Origin of the sequence: Streptococcus sp. HMSC074B11 (assembly GCF_001808705.1) — a bacterium.
In the GTDB taxonomy this organism is placed as follows: Bacteria; Bacillota; Bacilli; order Lactobacillales; family Streptococcaceae; genus Streptococcus.
Genome location: NZ_KV794318.1, coordinates 9,127 through 27,905, shown reverse-complemented (window position 1 = coordinate 27,905; position 18,779 = coordinate 9,127). Strand labels below are relative to the sequence as shown.

16 protein-coding genes are annotated in these 18,779 nt (G+C 38.6%); all 16 read left to right on the top strand.

The window, feature by feature from the left end; translation table 11 throughout:
• The first annotated feature begins 2 nt into the window (after positions 1–2).
• The 16 genes from fmt (at position 3) to cas2e (ending at position 18,607) form a co-directional block, all read left to right on the top strand.
• Complete coding sequence (fmt, locus tag HMPREF2619_RS10540) at positions 3–938, top strand: methionyl-tRNA formyltransferase (RefSeq protein ID WP_070461162.1); 936 nt, start codon at positions 3–5, stop codon at positions 936–938.
• Positions 931–2,244: a 16S rRNA (cytosine(967)-C(5))-methyltransferase RsmB gene (rsmB, locus tag HMPREF2619_RS10535; RefSeq protein ID WP_070461198.1), complete on the top strand. Its 1,314-nt coding sequence runs from the start codon at positions 931–933 to the stop codon at positions 2,242–2,244. Before fmt ends, rsmB begins: the two co-directional genes overlap by 8 nt.
• 15 nt (positions 2,245–2,259) lie before the next feature.
• Positions 2,260–3,000, top strand: a complete 741-nt coding sequence (locus HMPREF2619_RS10530; RefSeq protein ID WP_070461160.1) for a Stp1/IreP family PP2C-type Ser/Thr phosphatase — start codon at positions 2,260–2,262, stop codon at positions 2,998–3,000.
• Positions 2,997–4,883 carry a Stk1 family PASTA domain-containing Ser/Thr kinase gene (pknB, locus tag HMPREF2619_RS10525; protein ID WP_070461157.1) on the top strand — a complete coding sequence of 629 codons (1,887 nt, stop codon included), beginning with the start codon at positions 2,997–2,999 and terminating at the stop codon, positions 4,881–4,883. Before HMPREF2619_RS10530 ends, pknB begins: the two co-directional genes overlap by 4 nt.
• 102 nt (positions 4,884–4,985) lie before the next feature.
• Positions 4,986–5,744: a threonine/serine exporter family protein gene (locus HMPREF2619_RS10520; RefSeq protein ID WP_070461156.1), complete on the top strand. Its 759-nt coding sequence runs from the start codon at positions 4,986–4,988 to the stop codon at positions 5,742–5,744.
• Between the two features lies 1 nt (position 5,745).
• Positions 5,746–6,195, top strand: a complete 450-nt coding sequence (locus tag HMPREF2619_RS10515; RefSeq protein WP_045763178.1) for a threonine/serine exporter family protein — start codon at positions 5,746–5,748, stop codon at positions 6,193–6,195.
• Between the two features lie 162 nt (positions 6,196–6,357).
• Complete coding sequence (locus HMPREF2619_RS10510) at positions 6,358–7,530, top strand: hydroxymethylglutaryl-CoA synthase (RefSeq protein WP_070461153.1); 1,173 nt, start codon at positions 6,358–6,360, stop codon at positions 7,528–7,530.
• On the top strand, positions 7,530–8,804 hold the full coding sequence (locus HMPREF2619_RS10505; protein ID WP_070461151.1) for a hydroxymethylglutaryl-CoA reductase, degradative: 1,275 nt from the start codon (positions 7,530–7,532) through the stop codon (positions 8,802–8,804). Before HMPREF2619_RS10510 ends, HMPREF2619_RS10505 begins: the two co-directional genes overlap by 1 nt.
• Positions 8,805–9,286: 482 nt before the next feature.
• On the top strand, positions 9,287–12,067 hold the full coding sequence (locus HMPREF2619_RS10500; RefSeq protein ID WP_083279660.1) for a CRISPR-associated helicase/endonuclease Cas3: 2,781 nt from the start codon (positions 9,287–9,289) through the stop codon (positions 12,065–12,067).
• Positions 12,054–13,721, top strand: a complete 1,668-nt coding sequence (locus tag HMPREF2619_RS10495; RefSeq protein WP_070461146.1) for a type I-E CRISPR-associated protein Cse1/CasA — start codon at positions 12,054–12,056, stop codon at positions 13,719–13,721. The genes HMPREF2619_RS10500 and HMPREF2619_RS10495 overlap by 14 nt, the downstream gene beginning before the upstream one ends.
• Positions 13,722–13,730: 9 nt before the next feature.
• Positions 13,731–14,324 carry a type I-E CRISPR-associated protein Cse2/CasB gene (gene casB / locus HMPREF2619_RS10490; protein WP_070461144.1) on the top strand — a complete coding sequence of 198 codons (594 nt, stop codon included), beginning with the start codon at positions 13,731–13,733 and terminating at the stop codon, positions 14,322–14,324.
• A complete protein-coding gene (gene cas7e, locus HMPREF2619_RS10485; protein ID WP_070461141.1) occupies positions 14,314–15,387 on the top strand; it encodes a type I-E CRISPR-associated protein Cas7/Cse4/CasC in 1,074 nt (357 codons plus the stop codon). Before casB ends, cas7e begins: the two co-directional genes overlap by 11 nt.
• A gap of 9 nt (positions 15,388–15,396) precedes the next feature.
• Entirely contained in the window at positions 15,397–16,116 is a 720-nt protein-coding gene (gene cas5e / locus HMPREF2619_RS10480; protein WP_070461138.1) for a type I-E CRISPR-associated protein Cas5/CasD, read from the top strand.
• A gap of 4 nt (positions 16,117–16,120) precedes the next feature.
• Positions 16,121–16,768 (top strand): type I-E CRISPR-associated protein Cas6/Cse3/CasE, encoded by a 648-nt coding sequence (gene cas6e / locus HMPREF2619_RS10475; RefSeq protein WP_070461137.1) that lies wholly within the window; start codon positions 16,121–16,123, stop codon positions 16,766–16,768.
• Positions 16,762–17,700, top strand: a complete 939-nt coding sequence (cas1e, locus tag HMPREF2619_RS10470; RefSeq protein WP_070461135.1) for a type I-E CRISPR-associated endonuclease Cas1e — start codon at positions 16,762–16,764, stop codon at positions 17,698–17,700. The genes cas6e and cas1e overlap by 7 nt, the downstream gene beginning before the upstream one ends.
• A gap of 4 nt (positions 17,701–17,704) precedes the next feature.
• The gene (gene cas2e / locus HMPREF2619_RS10465; RefSeq protein WP_070461133.1) at positions 17,705–18,607 is read left to right on the top strand and encodes a type I-E CRISPR-associated endoribonuclease Cas2e; all 903 of its coding nucleotides are present in this window, start codon (positions 17,705–17,707) and stop codon (positions 18,605–18,607) included.
• Positions 18,608–18,779: the final 172 nt, after the last annotated feature.

Here is an 18,779-nt window from a genome sequence, read left to right as displayed (position 1 = left end):
ATATGACAAAATTAATCTTTATGGGGACACCCGACTTTTCAGCAACAGTCTTAAAAGGGCTTTTGACAGATGACCGTTACGAAATTCTAGCCGTTGTGACCCAGCCAGACCGTGCTGTTGGTCGTAAAAAAGTGATCCAAGAACCCCCAGTCAAGCAGGCTGCCAAAGAGGCAGGACTTCCTATCTATCAACCTGAAAAACTATCTGAAAGTCCAGAGATGGAAGCTATTATGAAGCTAGGAGCGGATGGGATTGTTACTGCTGCTTTTGGGCAGTTTCTCCCAAGTAAACTCCTTGATAGCATGGACTTTGCGGTCAATGTTCACGCTTCGCTCCTTCCTAAACACCGTGGTGGTGCTCCTATCCATTATGCCTTGATTCAGGGTGATGAGGAGGCAGGAGTAACCATTATGGAAATGGTCAAGGAAATGGATGCAGGAGATATGATTTCTCGTCGTAGTATTCCAATTACAGATGAGGACAATGTAGGAACCTTGTTTGAGAAATTGGCGATTGTTGGTCGTGATTTGCTTTTGGATACTTTGCCTGCATACATTGCTGGCGAGATTCAGCCTCAACCACAGGACCCAAGCCAGGTTACATTTTCGCCTAATATCAAACCTGAAGAAGAAAAGTTGGACTGGAACAAGACCAATCGTCAACTCTTTAACCAAATTCGTGGGATGAATCCATGGCCAGTTGCTCATACTTTTCTAAAGGGCGAACGCTTCAAAATCTATGAAGCACTCCCTGTAGAAGGTCATGGAACTCCAGGTGAGATTCTTTCCATCGGTAAGAAGGAACTGATTGTCGCAACAGCAGAAGGAGCCCTGTCTTTCAAACAGGTTCAACCAGCAGGAAAACCTAAAATGGACATTGCTTCCTTCCTCAACGGTGTGGGACGAACTTTGGCAGTAGGAGAACGATTTGGTGACTAAAGTAGAAACGGCTAGAAGTTTAGCCCTAGAGGTATTGGAGGATGTCTTTATCCAACAAGCTTACTCCAATATCGCTTTAAACAAACATCTTAAGGGAAGTCAACTGTCAGCGGCAGATAAAGGCTTGGTGACCGAACTGGTCTATGGAACGGTAGCTCGAAAACTAACCTTAGAGTGGTACTTATCTCACTTTATTGAGGATAGAGACAAGCTAGACAGCTGGCTCTATGTTTTACTTCTCATGAGTGTCTATCAACTCCAATACTTGGATAAGCTACCTGACCATGCAGTGGTCAATGAAGCAGTTGAAATTGCTAAATTTCGAAAAAAAGGTAGCGAAAAACTAGTCAATGCTGTTCTGCGCCGTATCTTGCGTGAGGGCTTGCCAGATATTGCCAGTATCAAACGTAAAAATAAGCGTGACTCTATTGCATACTCTTTACCAGTTTGGTTGATTTCTAAGCTAAAGGAAGAGTACGGTGATGAGAGAGCGCAAGCGATTTTTGAAAGTCTATTAAAACGTAATAAAGCCAGTATTCGCGTAACAGATTTGAGTCGAAAAGAAGAGATCAAAACTTTGCTTAGTGCAAGTGATTCTCATTTATCTCCTGTTGGTCTGGTTAAGGAACAGGGGCATTTTGCTAGTCATGACTTGTTTGCAGAAGGTGCTATCACTATTCAGGACGAGTCTAGTCAACTGGTTGCACCGACACTAGAGCTACAAGGCGACGAGCAGGTTTTAGATGCTTGTGCAGCTCCTGGCGGAAAGACCGCCCATATGGCATCCTATCTGACGACAGGTCAGGTAACGGCTCTAGATCTCTATGACCACAAACTCACTTTAATTCAAGAGAATGCTGAGCGTTTAGGCGTAGCAGACCGTGTCCAAACGCAAAAACTGGATGCCCGAAAGGTCCACGAGTTTTTTGGTAAGGATCAATTTGATAAAATTCTAGTCGACGCTCCTTGTTCAGGGATTGGTCTATTGCGTCGAAAACCAGATATCAAATATAATAAAGAGACAGCAGATTTCGCGTCATTACAGGAAATTCAATTGGAAATATTAGGTAGTGTTTGTCAAACGCTACGTAAAGGTGGTATAATAACGTATAGTACCTGTACTATTGTCTCGGAAGAGAACTTTCAAGTGGTTCAAGCTTTTTTAGAAAGTCATCCCGAGTTTGAGCAGGTTAAACTAGAACATGAATGTAAGGATATCGTGAAAAATGGTTGTATCCTCATTACTCCGGAATTATACGGAAGTGATGGATTCTTTATCAGCCAATTTCGTAAGATATCCAATTAGGAAGGAACTGACACAATGGAGATTTCATTATTAACAGATGTGGGTCAGAAACGTACAAATAATCAAGACTATGTCAATCTTTTTGTCAACCGTGCCGGTCGTACAATGATCATCTTGGCTGATGGGATGGGAGGACACCGTGCAGGTAATATTGCCAGCGAGATGGCAGTAACTGATTTAGGTGTTGCCTGGGTTGATACGCAGATTGACACCGTTAATGAAGTTCGCGAATGGTTTGCCCACCATCTAGAAGTTGAAAATCAAAAGATTTATCAAATGGGGCGTGATGAAGCCTACAAGGGAATGGGGACAACTCTAGAAGCCCTTGCAATTATTGATCATCAAGCTATTTATGCTCATATTGGAGATTCACGTATCGGCCTGATTCGTGGTGAAGAATACCATCAATTGACTAGTGATCATTCTTTGGTCAATGAATTGCTCAAGGCAGGTCAATTGACACCTGAAGAAGCTGAAGCACATCCACAAAAGAATATCATTACCCAATCTATCGGACAAAAAGACGAAATTCAGCCTGATTTTGGAATTGTCAGCTTGGAACCAGGTGACTATCTGGTCATGAATAGCGACGGTCTAACCAATATGATTTCAGGCAGTGAGATTTATGATATTGTGACAAGCGATATTTCGCTTGATGATAAGGCAGCCACTTTGGTACGCTTTGCCAACAATGCCGGAGGGCTTGATAATATTACAGTTGCCCTTGTTTCGATTAAGGAGGAGGCGGCAGAATGATCCAAATCGGCAAGATTTTTGCCGGGCGGTATCGGATTATCAAACAAATTGGCCGTGGAGGTATGGCAGATGTCTACCTGGCCAAGGATTTGATTTTAGATGGGGAAGAGGTAGCTGTTAAGGTCTTGAGGACTAACTACCAGACTGACCCGATTGCTGTTGCTCGTTTTCAGCGTGAAGCGCGTGCAATGGCTGACTTAGATCATCCCCATATCGTTCGGATAACGGATATCGGCAAAGAGGACGGTCAACAGTACCTAGCTATGGAATATGTAGCTGGTCTTGATCTCAAGCGCTATATCAAAGAACACTATCCCCTCTCAAATGAAGAAGCTGTCCGTATCATGGGTCAGATTCTCTTAGCGATGCGCTTGGCGCACACTAAAGGTATTGTCCATCGTGACTTAAAGCCTCAAAATATTCTTTTAACTCCTGATGGAACGGCCAAGGTGACGGACTTTGGGATTGCTGTAGCCTTTGCAGAGACCAGTTTGACTCAGACCAACTCTATGCTGGGTTCTGTTCACTACTTGTCACCTGAGCAGGCTCGTGGCTCTAAGGCAACTGTCCAGAGTGACATCTATGCCATGGGGATTATTTTCTATGAGATGCTGACAGGGCATATCCCTTATGATGGCGATAGTGCAGTAACTATAGCCCTCCAGCATTTTCAAAAACCTCTTCCTTCGGTCATAGCTGAAAACCCATCTGTTCCCCAAGCTTTGGAGAATGTGGTCATCAAAGCAACTGCTAAAAAGCTTACAGATCGATACCAGTCGGTTTCAGAGATGTATGTTGATTTATCTAGCAGTCTATCTTATAACCGCAGAAATGAACCTAAACTTGTTTTTGATGATGCTACTAAGGCGGACACAAAGACATTGCCAAAGGTTTCTCAAACAACCTTGACCTCTATTCCTAAGGTTCAACAACAGACAGATAGCCATCAGGCAACTAAAGCTAGCCCAGAAGTAAGCGCCAAAAAATCTGTGGAAAAACCAGTGAAAAAACGTCATTTTAAAGCACGCTATCTGGTTCTACTAGCAAGTTTCGTACTGGTTGCGGCTTCTCTGGTATGGATTTTATCCAGAACACCAGCTACCATCGATATTCCAAATGTAGCAGGTCAAACAGTTGCTGAAGCTAAGGAAACCTTGAAAAAAGCCAACTTTGAAGTTGGTGATGAGAAAACGGAAGCTAGTGAAACAGTCGAGGAAGGACGAGTGATTCGGACAGATCCAGATGCTGGTTCAGCTCGCAAGGAAGGATCTAAAGTTAATCTAATCATATCTTCAGGTAAACAATCATTTAAGATTGGAAACTATATTGGACGCAAATCTACTGATGTTATTGCAGAGTTGAAAGAGAAAAAAGTTCCTGAAAATCTGATTAAGATTGAGGAAGAAGAGTCCAGTGAATCGGAACCAGGTGTGATTTTGAAACAGAGTTTATCTGAAGGTACGACCTATGATCTTAGCAAGGCCACTTCTATTGTATTGACCGTTGCTAAAAAGAAAAAGGTAACGACGATAAATATGCCAAACTACATTGGCTCGAGTCTTGAATTTGCTAGAAATAATCTTAAAAGTATAGGTATTAGTGAAGATAGAATTGAAATTAAAGAAGTGGAGATAGCACAAGAAGGAATTAAAGAAGGCGAGATTGCGAAACAAAGTCCTGCACCGGATGAAAAACTAGATTTAAGCAATCCGATAGTTAAACTATACATTTATAAACCTAAAAAAACTTCACCTTCAAGTAGTCAATCTTCGTCAGAACATAATTCTGGTCAAACTGACACAACAAACCCTACAAATCCTACGCAGGGTAACCATCCAACAACTCCTACACAAGATGGAACTGGAAGTCAACGAAATCAATAGACTCTCTATATAAACCAATCTTTGTCACAGTTTTTGTGACAAAGATTTTTTTTCCTCCGAAATTATGATAAAATAAAATGGAGTTTGAAAAAGGAGGGAAATATGGAAGAATCAAAAAAACTGAATGCAGTTATTGATGTCATCATGCTAGCTGGAACAATTCTGCTTCGCAATGGTTCTGAGATTTATCGTGTTGAAGATACCATGATTCGGATTGCTCATTCACAGGGCATTATGGATTGTAATGTTTTGGCCATGCCTGCCGCCATTTTTTTCTCCATTGAAAATACAAATATCTCTCGTATGAAGCGAGTGACATCCTCCTCTTATAATATTGAGAAGGTATGTGATGTTAACCAGATTTCACGACAACTTGTATCAGGACAGCTTGATTTGGAGACAGCCTTTATCCAATTAAAGGAATTAAATGCTAAGGCGTCTCCCTATACCAATGTTCAACTAACTGCAGCAGCGACTCTCAGTGCTCCTTTCTTTTCAATCATGTTTGGAGGGAATGTCTACGATGCAATCGGAGCAGGAGTGGCGACCTTATTTGCCTTTACTTGCTCTCTCTATGTAGAGAAGTTTATTCGTATTCCTTTTATGACAGCTTTTGCAGGTGCTCTTGTCTTTGGTTTGATTGCACAATTTTGGGCGCGCTATTCCGGTTTACCATCGACAGCTGATTTGGTCATTGCTGGTGCGGTTATGCCTTTTGTACCTGGAATTGCCCTGACCAATGCTGTTCGAGATATTATGACCAATCACATTAACTCTGGTATGAGCAAGATGTTTGAATCCTTGCTGATTACCCTTGCCTTAGGGGCTGGAACATCAGTTGCCCTCGTACTCATGAACTAATATGACACTAACAACATTTTTATTGCAAGCTCTGGCAAGTTTGCTTGCCATTATTACCTTTTTAATCGTTTTAAATGTACAACGTTCCATGCTGATACCTGGTGGAGTTTTAGGGATGTCTATCTGGTTACTCTATCTGATACTCAAGGAACCAACCAATGTCATTTTGGCAACCTTTATTGCTGCTGTGATTGGTTCTTGTGTCAGCCAAATTATGAGTATCCTCTATAAGACACCAGCGGTTGTTTTTGCTCTGGCAATATTGGCGCCACTAGTGCCAGGTTATCTGTCCTATCGAACCACTTCCTTCTTCGTTACAGGTGACTACAGTCATGCCATTTCTAGTGCCATGTTAGTCATGATGTTGGCTCTCGTTATCTCCATTGGAATGGCCAGTGGAACAGTTTTGTTGAAATTGTATCATTATCTCAAAAAGAATCGAGCTAGCTAAGACTCGATTTTTTCGTGGGTAGAGTGGCTGAAAGAGCGTGAGTACGACGATAGAAATGAACTTGATTTGGGGAATCAAGTCTTTTTTCGCTCATTTGACCTCAATTATGATAAAATAGAGGTGAACGAATTTTTACAATGAATGATAAAAATAGAGGTAAATATGACAATCGGTATTGATAAGATTGGTTTTGCGACCAGTCAATACGTTTTGAAATTACAAGATTTAGCAGAAACCCGAGGAATTGATCCTGAAAAATTGAGTAAAGGACTCCTTTTAAAAGAATTGAGTATTGCTCCTTTAACAGAGGATATTGTTACTTTGGCTGCTAGTGCAGGAAATTCTATCCTGACTGAAGAAGAGAAGCAAGAGATTGATATGGTTATCGTTGCGACAGAGTCTGGGATTGACCAGAGTAAAGCTGCAGCTGTCTTTGTACACGGTTTGCTTGGGATTCAACCATTTGCTCGTAGTTTTGAAATCAAAGAAGCTTGCTATGGTGCAACTGCGGCCCTTCACTATGCTAAGTTACACGTAGAAAATTCTCCTAAATCAAAAGTTTTGGTACTAGCTAGTGATATTGCAAAATATGGTGTCGAAACTCCTGGGGAACCAACTCAAGGTGCAGGCTGTGTTGCCATGTTGATTAGCCAAAATCCACGCGTTATGGTCTTCAACAATGATAACGTTGCGCAGACTCGTGATATTATGGACTTTTGGCGTCCAAATTATTCAACGACACCATTTGTAAATGGGGTTTACTCAACACAGCAGTATCTTGATAGCTTAAAAACGACTTGGGAAGAGTATCAAAAGCGTTATGACTGTAACTTGGACGATTTTGAAGCTGTATGTTTCCACTTGCCATATCCAAAGCTAGCTCTCAAGGGATTGAAAAAAATCCTCGATAAATCTCTACCTCAAGAGAAAAAGGATTTACTTCAAAAGCACTTTGATGAATCCATTATTTATAGTCAAAAAGTTGGAAATATCTATACGGGTTCACTCTTTTTAGGACTCTTGTCTCTTCTTGAAAATTCTGATAGTCTGAAAGCTGGGGATAAGATTGCCCTCTACAGCTATGGTAGTGGTGCTGTATCTGAGTTCTTTAGTGTAGAATTGGTTGAAGGCTATGAAAAACAATTGCAGAATAATCGCTTAGAATTGCTAGACCAACGTCAAGCTTTGACTGTTGCGGACTATGAACGAATCTTTTTTGAGGAAGGAAACTTGGATGAGTCTGGATCTGCAATTATGTCAGGTTATGAAGGGCAAGACTATGCCCTTGTTGAGATTGTAGACCACCAACGTCGCTACAGCAAGGTTGAAAAATAATGAAAAAAAATTGGAATGGATTTGCTAAAAAATCAATTCAAGAGCGCCTAGAGCTAGTTAAGTCTCAGGCGCTTACTTCTATTGAAGTCCAAGAAAGTCTTGAGCAAAATGAAAATCTCAGTCTAACAGTTGCGGACCAATTGAGTGAAAATGTGGTGGGGACCTTTTCTCTCCCATACTCAGTAGTTCCAGAAGTACTGGTAAACGGTCAAGAGTACACCGTTCCTTATGTGACCGAAGAGCCATCTGTTGTTGCTGCAGCTGCTTTTGCAAGTAAGATTATCAAGCGTGCGGGTGGTTTTACTGCTCAGGTTAATCAACGCCAAATGATTGGTCAAGTAGCTCTTTATCAGGTTCCAGATAGGGATAAAGCTTGTCAGGCTATTTTGAGTCAGAAAACAGAGTTGCTCGAACGAGCAAACCAAGCCTATCCCTCTATCGTCAAACGTGGTGGTGGAGCGAGAGAGCTAAAAGTTGAGAAAATTTCTGGTGAGGCTGACTTTTTAGTGGTTTATCTCCATGTAGATACTCAAGAAGCCATGGGAGCTAATATGCTCAATACCATGCTTGAGGCCCTAAAACCTAGTCTAGAAACTCTCAGTCAAGGGCAAAGTTTAATGGGCATTTTATCCAACTATGCAACAGATTCTCTAGTAACCGCAACTTGTCGTATTGCCTTTCGTTATTTGAGTCGTCAGAAGGATGAAGCGCGTGAACTGGCAGAAAAAATGGTTTTAGCTAGTCAGTTTGCCCAAGCAGATCCTTATCGAGCGGCTACCCACAATAAGGGAATCTTTAATGGAATCGATGCTCTCTTGATTGCTACTGGAAATGATTGGCGTGCCATTGAAGCTGGAGTACATGCCTATGCCAGTCATGATGGTTCCTATCGAGGTCTTAGTCGTTGGACTATGGATTTGGAAACAGAAGAACTGATTGGAGAAATGACTCTGCCGATGCCAGTTGCTACCAAGGGTGGATCAATTGGTCTTAATCCTCGTGTAGTTCTCAGCCATGAGTTGCTAGGTCATCCATCAGCTAAGGAATTGGCTCAAATTATCGTATCAATTGGTCTTGCACAAAACTTTGCAGCTCTTAAAGCTCTTGTCAGTACAGGAATCCAGCATGGACACATGAAACTTCAAGCGAAGTCACTAGCCCTCCTTGCAGGAGCCACAGAGGCTGAAGTGCCTAAGTTGGTAGAAAGCTTGATTGCTGAAAAAACTTTTAATTTAGAAAAAGCCCAGCAATTTTTAAAAGTCTGGCGGTCTTAACTAGTTGAAACCGTGGTATTAGTCTCAAAAGATGAAACATAAGAAAAACAAATTCATTATCAATTGAAAAGTCTCACATATAACGATGAACAAGAGAGGATTACATTATTCTCTCTTTTTTTGATATTTGAATCATAGAGAGTGTACCCATTATGATTATTACTTCCCTTGTTATTATGCCTCATAACTAATATAGTTGTTTTTCAACAATACAATCCTTTACAGTTAATTTAAGGGAAATATCATCCATTTCTTACTTTAGGGTATGGAAGTGAAGCAATTCTATGGTGAATGGTTTTATAGTAATACAGATCATTCTAGTAATGTTTTAAAACTCCTCTAAAAAGGATTTTCCCATTCTTATGTTTACACTTTTTTTGCAAACAGCATGCTTTTGTAACCCCTTCCATGTTTGTTGTTGTATTTTAAAACTTTTAGGTATAAAATGGAAATATATAAAATGGGATGAAGAGGGATAAATCATGTCTAAGAAAAAGTCCGATATGCTTTGGGCTAAGAAAAAGGAAGAAAATGGTAGATTTTTTTGGTTACCCTTGTCTCTGCATCTAGAAGATACAAAAAATATAACTGGACTTCTCTGGGAGCATTGGTTAAGTGAGGGGCAAAAAAAACTGATTGAGGATTCTCTGGATTCAGTAACATATGATGGCGGTTTAGGGAAACGACTTGCACAATTTTTAGCTGCTGTTCATGATATCGGGAAAGCAACTCCAGCCTTTCAAACTCAAAGAGGATTTGCAAATTCAGATGATTTGGATATTCAACTATTAGAAAAATTGGAGCTGTCAGGATTTACTAAAATTAGTTCACTTCAACTATCATCACCGAAAAAGAGTCATCACAGCCTTGCAGGTCAATATTTGCTATCTAGTTATGGTGTTCAAGAGGATATTTCGACTATTATTGGTGGACACCATGGACGACCTATTGATACGATTGAGGATGTAAAAAATCAAGGGAGCTATCTTTCAAACTATTTTCAAAATGAAAGTAAGGAGAGTGCTATCCATAAGAACTGGGATTTGGTTCAAAAAGAAATCTTCAACTGTGCTTTAGATGAGTTGGGGTTTGACTCTGTGAGAGAGCTTCCTAAAATTAAACAGCCAGCTCAAGTTATCTTATCAGGATTGCTGATTATGGCTGACTGGATTGCTAGTAATGAGCACTACTTTCCTTTATTGAGTGTCAATGAAAAAGAGGAGGTAGATAAGTTAAGTCGCCTTCAAGATGGGTTTGAAAGGTGGAAAAAAACTAGTTTGTGGCAACCTAAATATATCTCAAAACCAGATAGTCTCTATAAGGAAAGATTTGGATTTGAACCTAATAATGTTCAATCAATCTTATCTCATGTTATTACTCAAATATCTAAACCTGGGATTGTAGTTCTAGAAGCACCAATGGGGTTAGGGAAGACAGAAGCTTCATTGATTACGGCAGAGCAGTTAGCTACTAAGACGGGAAGAAGCGGTCTTTTTTTTGGTCTACCAACTCAGGCGACATCGAATGGGATTTTTAATCGTATTGAAAAATGGGTTGAAAGTTTAAAAGATGATTCTGAAGACATACTATCTATTCAGTTGGTACACGGGAAAGCAGCTCTAAACGAAGATTTTTTAAAACTTAAAGCTAATACATTTAATTTTGACGATGTAGAAAATGGTAGTGTTATCATTAATGAATGGTTTTCTGGGAGAAAGACTTCGGCTTTAGATGATTTTGTAGTGGGCACTGTTGATCAGTTCTTAATGTTGGCATTGAAACAAAAACATTTAGCTTTACGTCATCTAGGTTTTAGTAAAAAGGTTGTTATAATTGATGAAGTTCACGCATATGATGCTTATATGAGTCAATATTTGATGGGGGCGATAAAATGGATGGGAGCCTATGGTGTTCCAGTAGTCATTTTGTCAGCGACATTACCTTCTCAACAAAGAGAAAATATCCTTAAAAGCTATATGTCTGGGATGGGGATCAAATGGCGAGATATTGAAAATACGGACCAATTAAAGACAGACGCTTATCCTTTAATCACTTATAATGATGGCTCAGAGATTCATCAAGTTACAACATTCAATAAGCAAAACATAAAAGACATTCACATCATTCGTTTACAAGAAGAGCAGTTATTGGGAACGGTTAAAGATGGCCTTGAGGGCGGTGGAGTAGTTGGAATCATTGTCAATACAGTGAGAAGATCCCAAGAGTTGGCAAGAAACTTTTCGGAAATTTTTGGAGATGATATGGTGGAATTACTTCATTCCAGTTTTATTGCGACCGAAAGAATCCAAAAAGAGAAAGAATTATTACAACAAATCGGAAAAAATGTAGAACGTCCACATAAGAAAGTTATCATTGGAACTCAGGTGATTGAGCAATCCTTGGATATTGATTTCGATGTGATGATAAGTGATCTGGCACCTATGGACTTGCTAATACAACGTATTGGACGACTTCATCGACACCAAATAGAACGGCCTCAAAAGCATGAAATAGCTAGGTTTTACGTTTTAGGAACTTCCCAAGAGTTGGATTTTGAAGAAGGAAGTAGTTTTGTTTATGGTGATTATCTGTTAGCCAGAACTCAGCACTTTTTATCAGATATCATGAGATTACCAGATGATATTTCACCATTAGTCCAGAAAGTTTATTGTCCAGATTTTACAATTGAGTTTTCAAGTCAGGAATTTCAGCAAAAATATTTAGATGCTAAGACGGAGCATGATGTCACGATTAAAAATAAGGAAACAAAGGCAAGAACATACCGTATCGATGATCCTGTCTTAAAAATATCGAGACATAGAAACAATAGTCTGATTGGTTGGTTGAAGAACCTGCATCCAAACGATAGTGAAGAAAAATCTAATGCTCAGGTTCGTGATGTTGAAGATACAATTGAAGTGATTGCTTTAAAGAAAATGTCTGATGGCTATAGCTTATTTATTGAAAATCAAGATATATCTCAGAATATTGATAATCCTTCGGTCGCTAAAAAAGTAGCACAAAATACTTTACGACTTCCGATGAGTTTATCCAAGGGCTATAATATCGATCAAACTATTGAAGAGCTTGAAAGGTATAACAACAGCTATTTAAGTCAATGGCGAAATTCATCGTGGTTAAAAGGAGCTCTCGGGATTATTTTTGATGAAAACAATGAATTTATTCTCAATGGGTTTAAACTCTTATATGATAAAAAATATGGAATTACAACGGAGAGGTTGAATAAGAATGAGTCGATTTAATTTGCTAGATGAACCCTGGATTTCTGTGGTTTATGATGAAAAAGGAACAACAAAAGAAGTTTCCTTGCAGGAATTGTTTATAAATGCTCATCAGTACAAAGATTTAGCAGGAAATACAAAAACGCAAGATTTTGCTGTGTTGCGAGTTTTGCTGGCTGTGTTACATACTGTCTTTTCACGCTTTGATGCAGATGGTAATGTCTATGAGTATCTGGCAGTAGATGAGCGGTTTAAACAAATTGAGCCTGTGGAAGAATCTGATATTGCTGACTATCAGGATGATTTATATGATACATGGATAGATCTTTGGGAAAGTGGTAAGTTCCCAGACATTGTTAATCATTACCTAGAAAAATGGCGGGATCGCTTTTACTTATTTGATGAGGAATATCCATTTTTTCAAGTTAGAAAAGAGGATATTGCAGCAGATAAAATTAGTAAAGCAAAAGCAAGCAGTATCTCTGGGAAAAATATCAATAGAACGATTTCAGAGAGTGATAATAAGTTAGCCTTATTTTCCCCCAAGAATAGTAAAAATAAAGAACAATTGACTGCTTCCGAACTTACACGATGGCTTTTAACTTTTCAAGGGTACTCAGGATTATCCGATAAAGTTATTTTTGGAAAAGAAAAATATAAAGTGTCAAAAGGCTGGTTGTTTGATATCGGTGCAGTTTTTATACAGGGAACTTCTTTATTTGAAACGCTGTTACTAAATTGTATCTTGCCATTCTATGACTATGGTAATTTAGAAAGTATTCAATGTCCCTGTTGGGAATTTGCTAGTTCTGATAATATTAATCGCTATTTGTCTGGTAGTGAATGTACAGATTTAGCTAATCTGTATACGATTTGGAGCAGAGGGATTTATATTAATCCAGAATATGATTTAAATAAGCCTTTCTCTTTTGAGATTGTAAAATTACCCGATATCAATCATCAGGACAATTTTTTAGAGCCAATGACAACATGGAAATATAATACTACAGGAGAAAATAAAGATAGCTATACTCCTAGGAAACATCTCTTGAATAAATCGTTGTGGCGGTCTTTTGGTTTGCTAGCAGTAGAAAATAGAACAGGGTGCTTTAGAAAACCGGGAATTATTGATTGGCTAGGAGATATAGGTGACATAATAGGAAATAGATTATTTAATATTATTTCCATTAGTATGCAGGACGATGGAAATGCTACTTCATGGCTTCCGACTGATGAAGTTATTGACTCTATACTTATCAATGATTTAGTTTTGGCGGATTTTAATGAGAGTGGTTGGGTACCACGTATTAATGAGGTAGTGGAAGAAACAAAAACTGTCATTTCTAAAATATATAAACGCTATATAGAAGATCTAAAAGAAATCAGGAATATCTCAAACAACAATTATACTAATCAGATGGTTGAAATGCTCTATTTCAAAATCGATCACCCTTTTCGAGAATGGTTATCCAGTATTCTACCAGATGATGAAAAGGATCCTAAAATCAAAGAATGGAGAGATTTGCTGAAAAAAATGGTTAAAGCTGAAGCAAAGAGCATCTTAGGTCAAGGAGGAACGAGGGACTACCTCGGTATTGAAAAAGATGGTCGAATAAAAAATATTGCAACTGCTTATAATTCATTTGATTATTTGCTTCATCAACAATTAAAATAGGAGGTGTGTGTGTTGGAACAATCCAAACAGACAGTTGGTTCTGTCACAAAAAGAATTATTAGACAATTGAGTTATGAGTTGGAGTCACCATCGAGTAAAGCTGCTCTGGCAAAAATTAGAAAAACGTTGGGTAAACCCTTGAGCGATGCAACAGATATCTGGCCGATTTTATTTGAGCATTTACCAGAGGAGTTTGTCAATCCATACCAGCAGCCTAGCTATGAGGAGTTAGCAATTTATACAGCTATCCAATTTTACGCCTTACATCAACAAGGAACTTCAACGGGCGTGATGTTAGATGAGCCCGATACTTATCAAAATATCGGTTCTGCTCTTAGTCAACTTCGAAAAGGAGATGACACGACAGCCATTGACAGAAGGTTCAATGTTATGATTACATCATCAACTTTTGAAGAGTTTACCTACCATTTACGCCACATGATGATGTTACTCAAAGCAAAGTCTCCTGCTACAAAGGTTGATTATGCTAAGTTAGCTGAGGACTTGTATTGGTTTTTAAAAAATGTACAAGAAGATCTTCGCCTAAATTGGGCAAGATCATATTATAAACAAATCAAAGGAGAAAAACACAATGACAACTAACCAACGCTTATTTTTAGATATTCATGCTATACAAACCTTGCCACCTTCAAATATGAATAGAGATGATACAGGTAGCCCAAAGACTGCTCAGTACGGAGGTGTAAAAAGATCGCGCGTGAGTTCTCAAGCTTGGAAGAGAGCTATAAGAGACTATTTTAACACTTATGGAGAACAGTCTAATGTTGGTGTCCGAACAAAAGACATTGTAAGATATGTTGCAAGTAAAATTGTAGAACTAGATAATTCTATCAGTTTTGAAGATGCACTAACCAAAGCAGATACAGTCTTGATAGCTACTGGAATTAAGAAAAAAGGTAAAGTCAAGGCACTTTACTTTATGGGGGATAGACAAGCTGAGAAATTAGCTCAAGCGGCCTATGAAAATCTGACTGATAAAAAAGAACTTCAAGAACTAGCTAGCTCAAATCCAGCCATTGATGTTGCTATGTTCGGTCGAATGGTAGCTGAAGATCCAGTTCTAAACGAGGATGCTTCCTCTCAAGTTGCCCATGCTATTTCAACACATGCTGTACAAACTGAATTTGATTTCTTTACTGCTATTGATGATTTAGCTCCAGAGGATAATGCAGGTGCAGGTATGCTGGGAACCATCGAATTTAACTCTTCTACGCTCTATCGTTATGCCAATGTTGCGATTCATGAATTATCAAAACAACTAGAGGATGAGAAATCCTTAAAGAATAGTTTGAATTTATTCATCGAAGCATTTGCAAATTCACTCCCGACAGGGAAAGTGAATACCTTTGCCAATCAAACTTTACCACAGGCTTTAATCGTTTCTTTGCGTGATGATCGTCCTGTTAATCTTGTCAGTGCTTTTGAAGAACCTGTTAAATCAACAAATGGTTATGTGGCAAAATCTATTGAAAAACTGTCTAAAGAGTATACAAGAGTTGAAAAATTCGTGAATAAACCACTTTTGACTTTCTATGTGACTTTGGATGAGAATGAGAGTTTAAAACAAATAGGTGAGGAAAAATATTCAGTTTCAGAATTATTAAAAGATTTTTCGGAAACATTAGGACAATACCTCAAAAAATAGGTGAATGGCATGAAGACTATTTTGTTGAAATTTGCTGGCCCTTTCCAATCTTGGGGGACAAGTTCACATTTCGAAACAAGACATACGGATTTTTATCCTTCTAAGAGTTCTGTTATTGGGTTGATTGCTTCAAGTCTTGGATATCGTCGAGACGATGATGAAAAAATTACTCGTTTAAACGAGCTGGATTTTGCAGTTCGAGTGGATCAACAAGGAAATTTACTCAGAGATTTTCATATCGCACAAAAGTTTACAGAAAAAGGAAAATTTGAACGAAATTATGTCACAAATCGTTATTATTTAGAAGATGCTGTTTTTGTAGTGGCTCTTTCTCATAATAATGAGCAGTTTTTGGAAATGATTTTACAAGCTTTGAGAAATCCCTATTTCCAACCATTTATGGGAAGAAGGGCTCTGCCGTTAACTGCAGATTTTATCTTAGGTGAGACTGAGATTGGAGCAGTTGAAAGTTTGAGAACTCTTGAGTGGCAAGCTTCACCATGGTTTATGAAGAGAAAGCTTATGGATGTCGTAACTTTAGAAATCTATTCTGATAGACATTTAACCGATAGAGGTATTTATCAACTGAGACAAGATGTTGTCAAGTCTTTTTCACAAAAGGGGAGAAGGTTTGGTTATAGGTATGAAACTAGAGAACTGGTTCAAGTTCGGAATTCGTTTCGAGATAGAAATACGTCACATGATGTTTTTAAGAATATAGGAGATTGATGGTATGTATATCTCAAGAGTAGAAATTGATCGCACCAATCGCCGAAAAATTAGGTGCTTAACACATATAGGAGCTTATCATGCTTGGGTAGAAGAGAGTTTTCCAGAAGAAATGGAACAATCTATTCGAACAAGGAAATTATGGCGTATAGATCGTATCCAAGATAAAGATTACCTGATTATTGTTAGTGAGAATAAACCTGATTTACAACGATTAGAAAAATATGGGATTTCTGGTAGTGCTCAAACTAAGGATTATCAACAATTTTTAGATAATATCTATACTGGTAGCCGAATGAAATTTCGAGTAGTTCTTAATCCAGTTATTTCCTTAGTATCACCAGATAATCTTAAAAGAGGTATTGTAAAACCTCATGTTACGAGAGAATATCAGATGAATTATCTAATAGACCGCTCTGACAAAAATGGATTTTCACTGATAAAAGAAGATTTTTCAATCGTTGAACGTGGTTATGAGATGTTTAAAAAATCTGTTAAACCTATAAGATTGGTAAAGGTTGTTTATGAAGGAATCTTAACAGTTAGTGATGCAGATCTTTTTAAGAAGCTTTTGACAGAAGGAATGGGAAAGAAAAAAGCATACGGTTTTGGTTTAATGACCGTTATTCCATTGGGAAACGAACCATGGTAAAAAAAAGTGGAACGAAGAAAACATCTCTGCGAGAACTTCCTAAAATAAGCGATCGTGTCAGCTTTATTTACGTAGAACACGCAAAGATAAATCGTGTGGATAGCGCTATTACAGTGCTTGATAGCAACGGAACAGTTAGAATACCTGTTGCTATGATTGGTGTATTATTGTTAGGACCGGGTACTGATATTAGCCATCGTGCTGTAGAGTTGATAGGAGATGCTGGAACCAGTATGGTTTGGGTTGGTGAGCGAGGCGTTCGTCAGTATGCTCATGGAAGATCCTTAGCACATTCGACAAAATTCTTAGAGAAACAGGCTAAGCTGGTTTCAAATTCTCGGTCGCGTTTAGCTGTTGCCCGTAAAATGTATCAAATGCGATTTCCTGGTGAAGATGTCACCACATTAACAATACAGCAACTACGGGGTCGTGAAGGAGCTAGGGTGAGAAAAGCATATAGGATGCAATCTGAAAAATTCAAGGTTCCTTGGGATAAAAGGGACTACCGACCTGATGATTTTGAAGGAGGGACGGTAGTGAATCAGGCACTATCCGCAGCTAATGTAGCACTTTACGGTTTGGTGTACAGTATAGTGGTAGCGCTAGGTGTTTCTCCAGGTCTTGGTTTTGTACATACCGGCCATGATTTATCCTTTATTTATGATATTGCAGACTTATATAAAGCTGAATTGACTATTCCCTTAGCTTTTGAAATTGCAGCTAACTATACTGAGGATGATGATATTGGTAAGGTTGCTCGATTGAAAACAAGAGATTCCTTCGTAGATGGCAAGTTAATGGCTCGGATAGTTACTGACATTCAATATTTATTTGAAATAGATGATGAAGAGGAGTTAGTGATTGATACGCTTTCTTTGTGGGATGATAAGGATAAACTTGTTAAACATGGAGTTAGTTATACGGAGAATTAATAATATGTCACTGACTGTTTTAACTTTAAAGAATGTTCCGCCGTCTTTAAAAGGAGATTTAACCAAGTGGATGCAAGAAATAGCCACAGGGGTTTACGTTGGAAATATCAATACTAGGGTTCGTGAAAAGTTATGGGATCGTATTAAGGCGAACGTTGGAAAAGGTGAGGCTACAATTAGTTACGCCTTTAGAAATGAAATTGGCTATCAATTTGATACCGTAAATGCTCAGCGGGGTGTCCTAGACTATGATGGAATCCCATTAATTCTATTACCTAGCCAAACAGACAGCAATGGGGAAATATCCAGTTTTGGATATAGTGATGCTGCTAAGTATAGACGCATCAAGCGTTTTGGCAGTCATTCAGAAGTTTCTTCAAAACCACAGAGTTCCTATATTGTGATTGATATTGAGACGGATGGTTTAGATGAGAATGAACATACCATTATAGAAATTGGGGCACTTAAGGTTACTCCATCCACTACAGAAGAGTTTAATGCTCTTATCAAATATGACGGAATCTTGCCTACGAAGATTTCTAAATTAACGGGAATTTCTCAGGCTCTATTAGAACTAAATGGTCGAAATTTAAAAGAAGTACTTTCCGATTTTTTGCTTTTTATAGGTGAATCAGCTTTAGTTGGCTATGATATCAATTTTGATGTTAAGTTTATTAACAATGAGCTTAGCAAGTTGGGTTTGCCTTTATTATCAAATAAAACTCATGATTTAAAGAAATTTGTCAAGAGTGAAAAACTATTTCTGGCTAACTATCAATTACAGACAGCTCTTAAGGAATATGGAATTGAGGAGGTAGTTCCTCATAGAGCTTTACAGGACGCTAAGTTAATCTATCAGTTATCAACAAAAGTGAATAAATTTTTGGATAGAATCAATCGAGATTAGCGGTTTCAATAGGATCTTTTAGTGTTTTTCCCGCACACGCGGGGGTGATCCTACGCTATGTTTGCAATTTGTGAAGCAAATGGTGTTTTTCCCGCACACGCGGGGGTGATCCTTGAAAGGAGAGGAACATGACCTCACAGGAATGCGTTTTTCCCGCACACGCGGGGGTGAT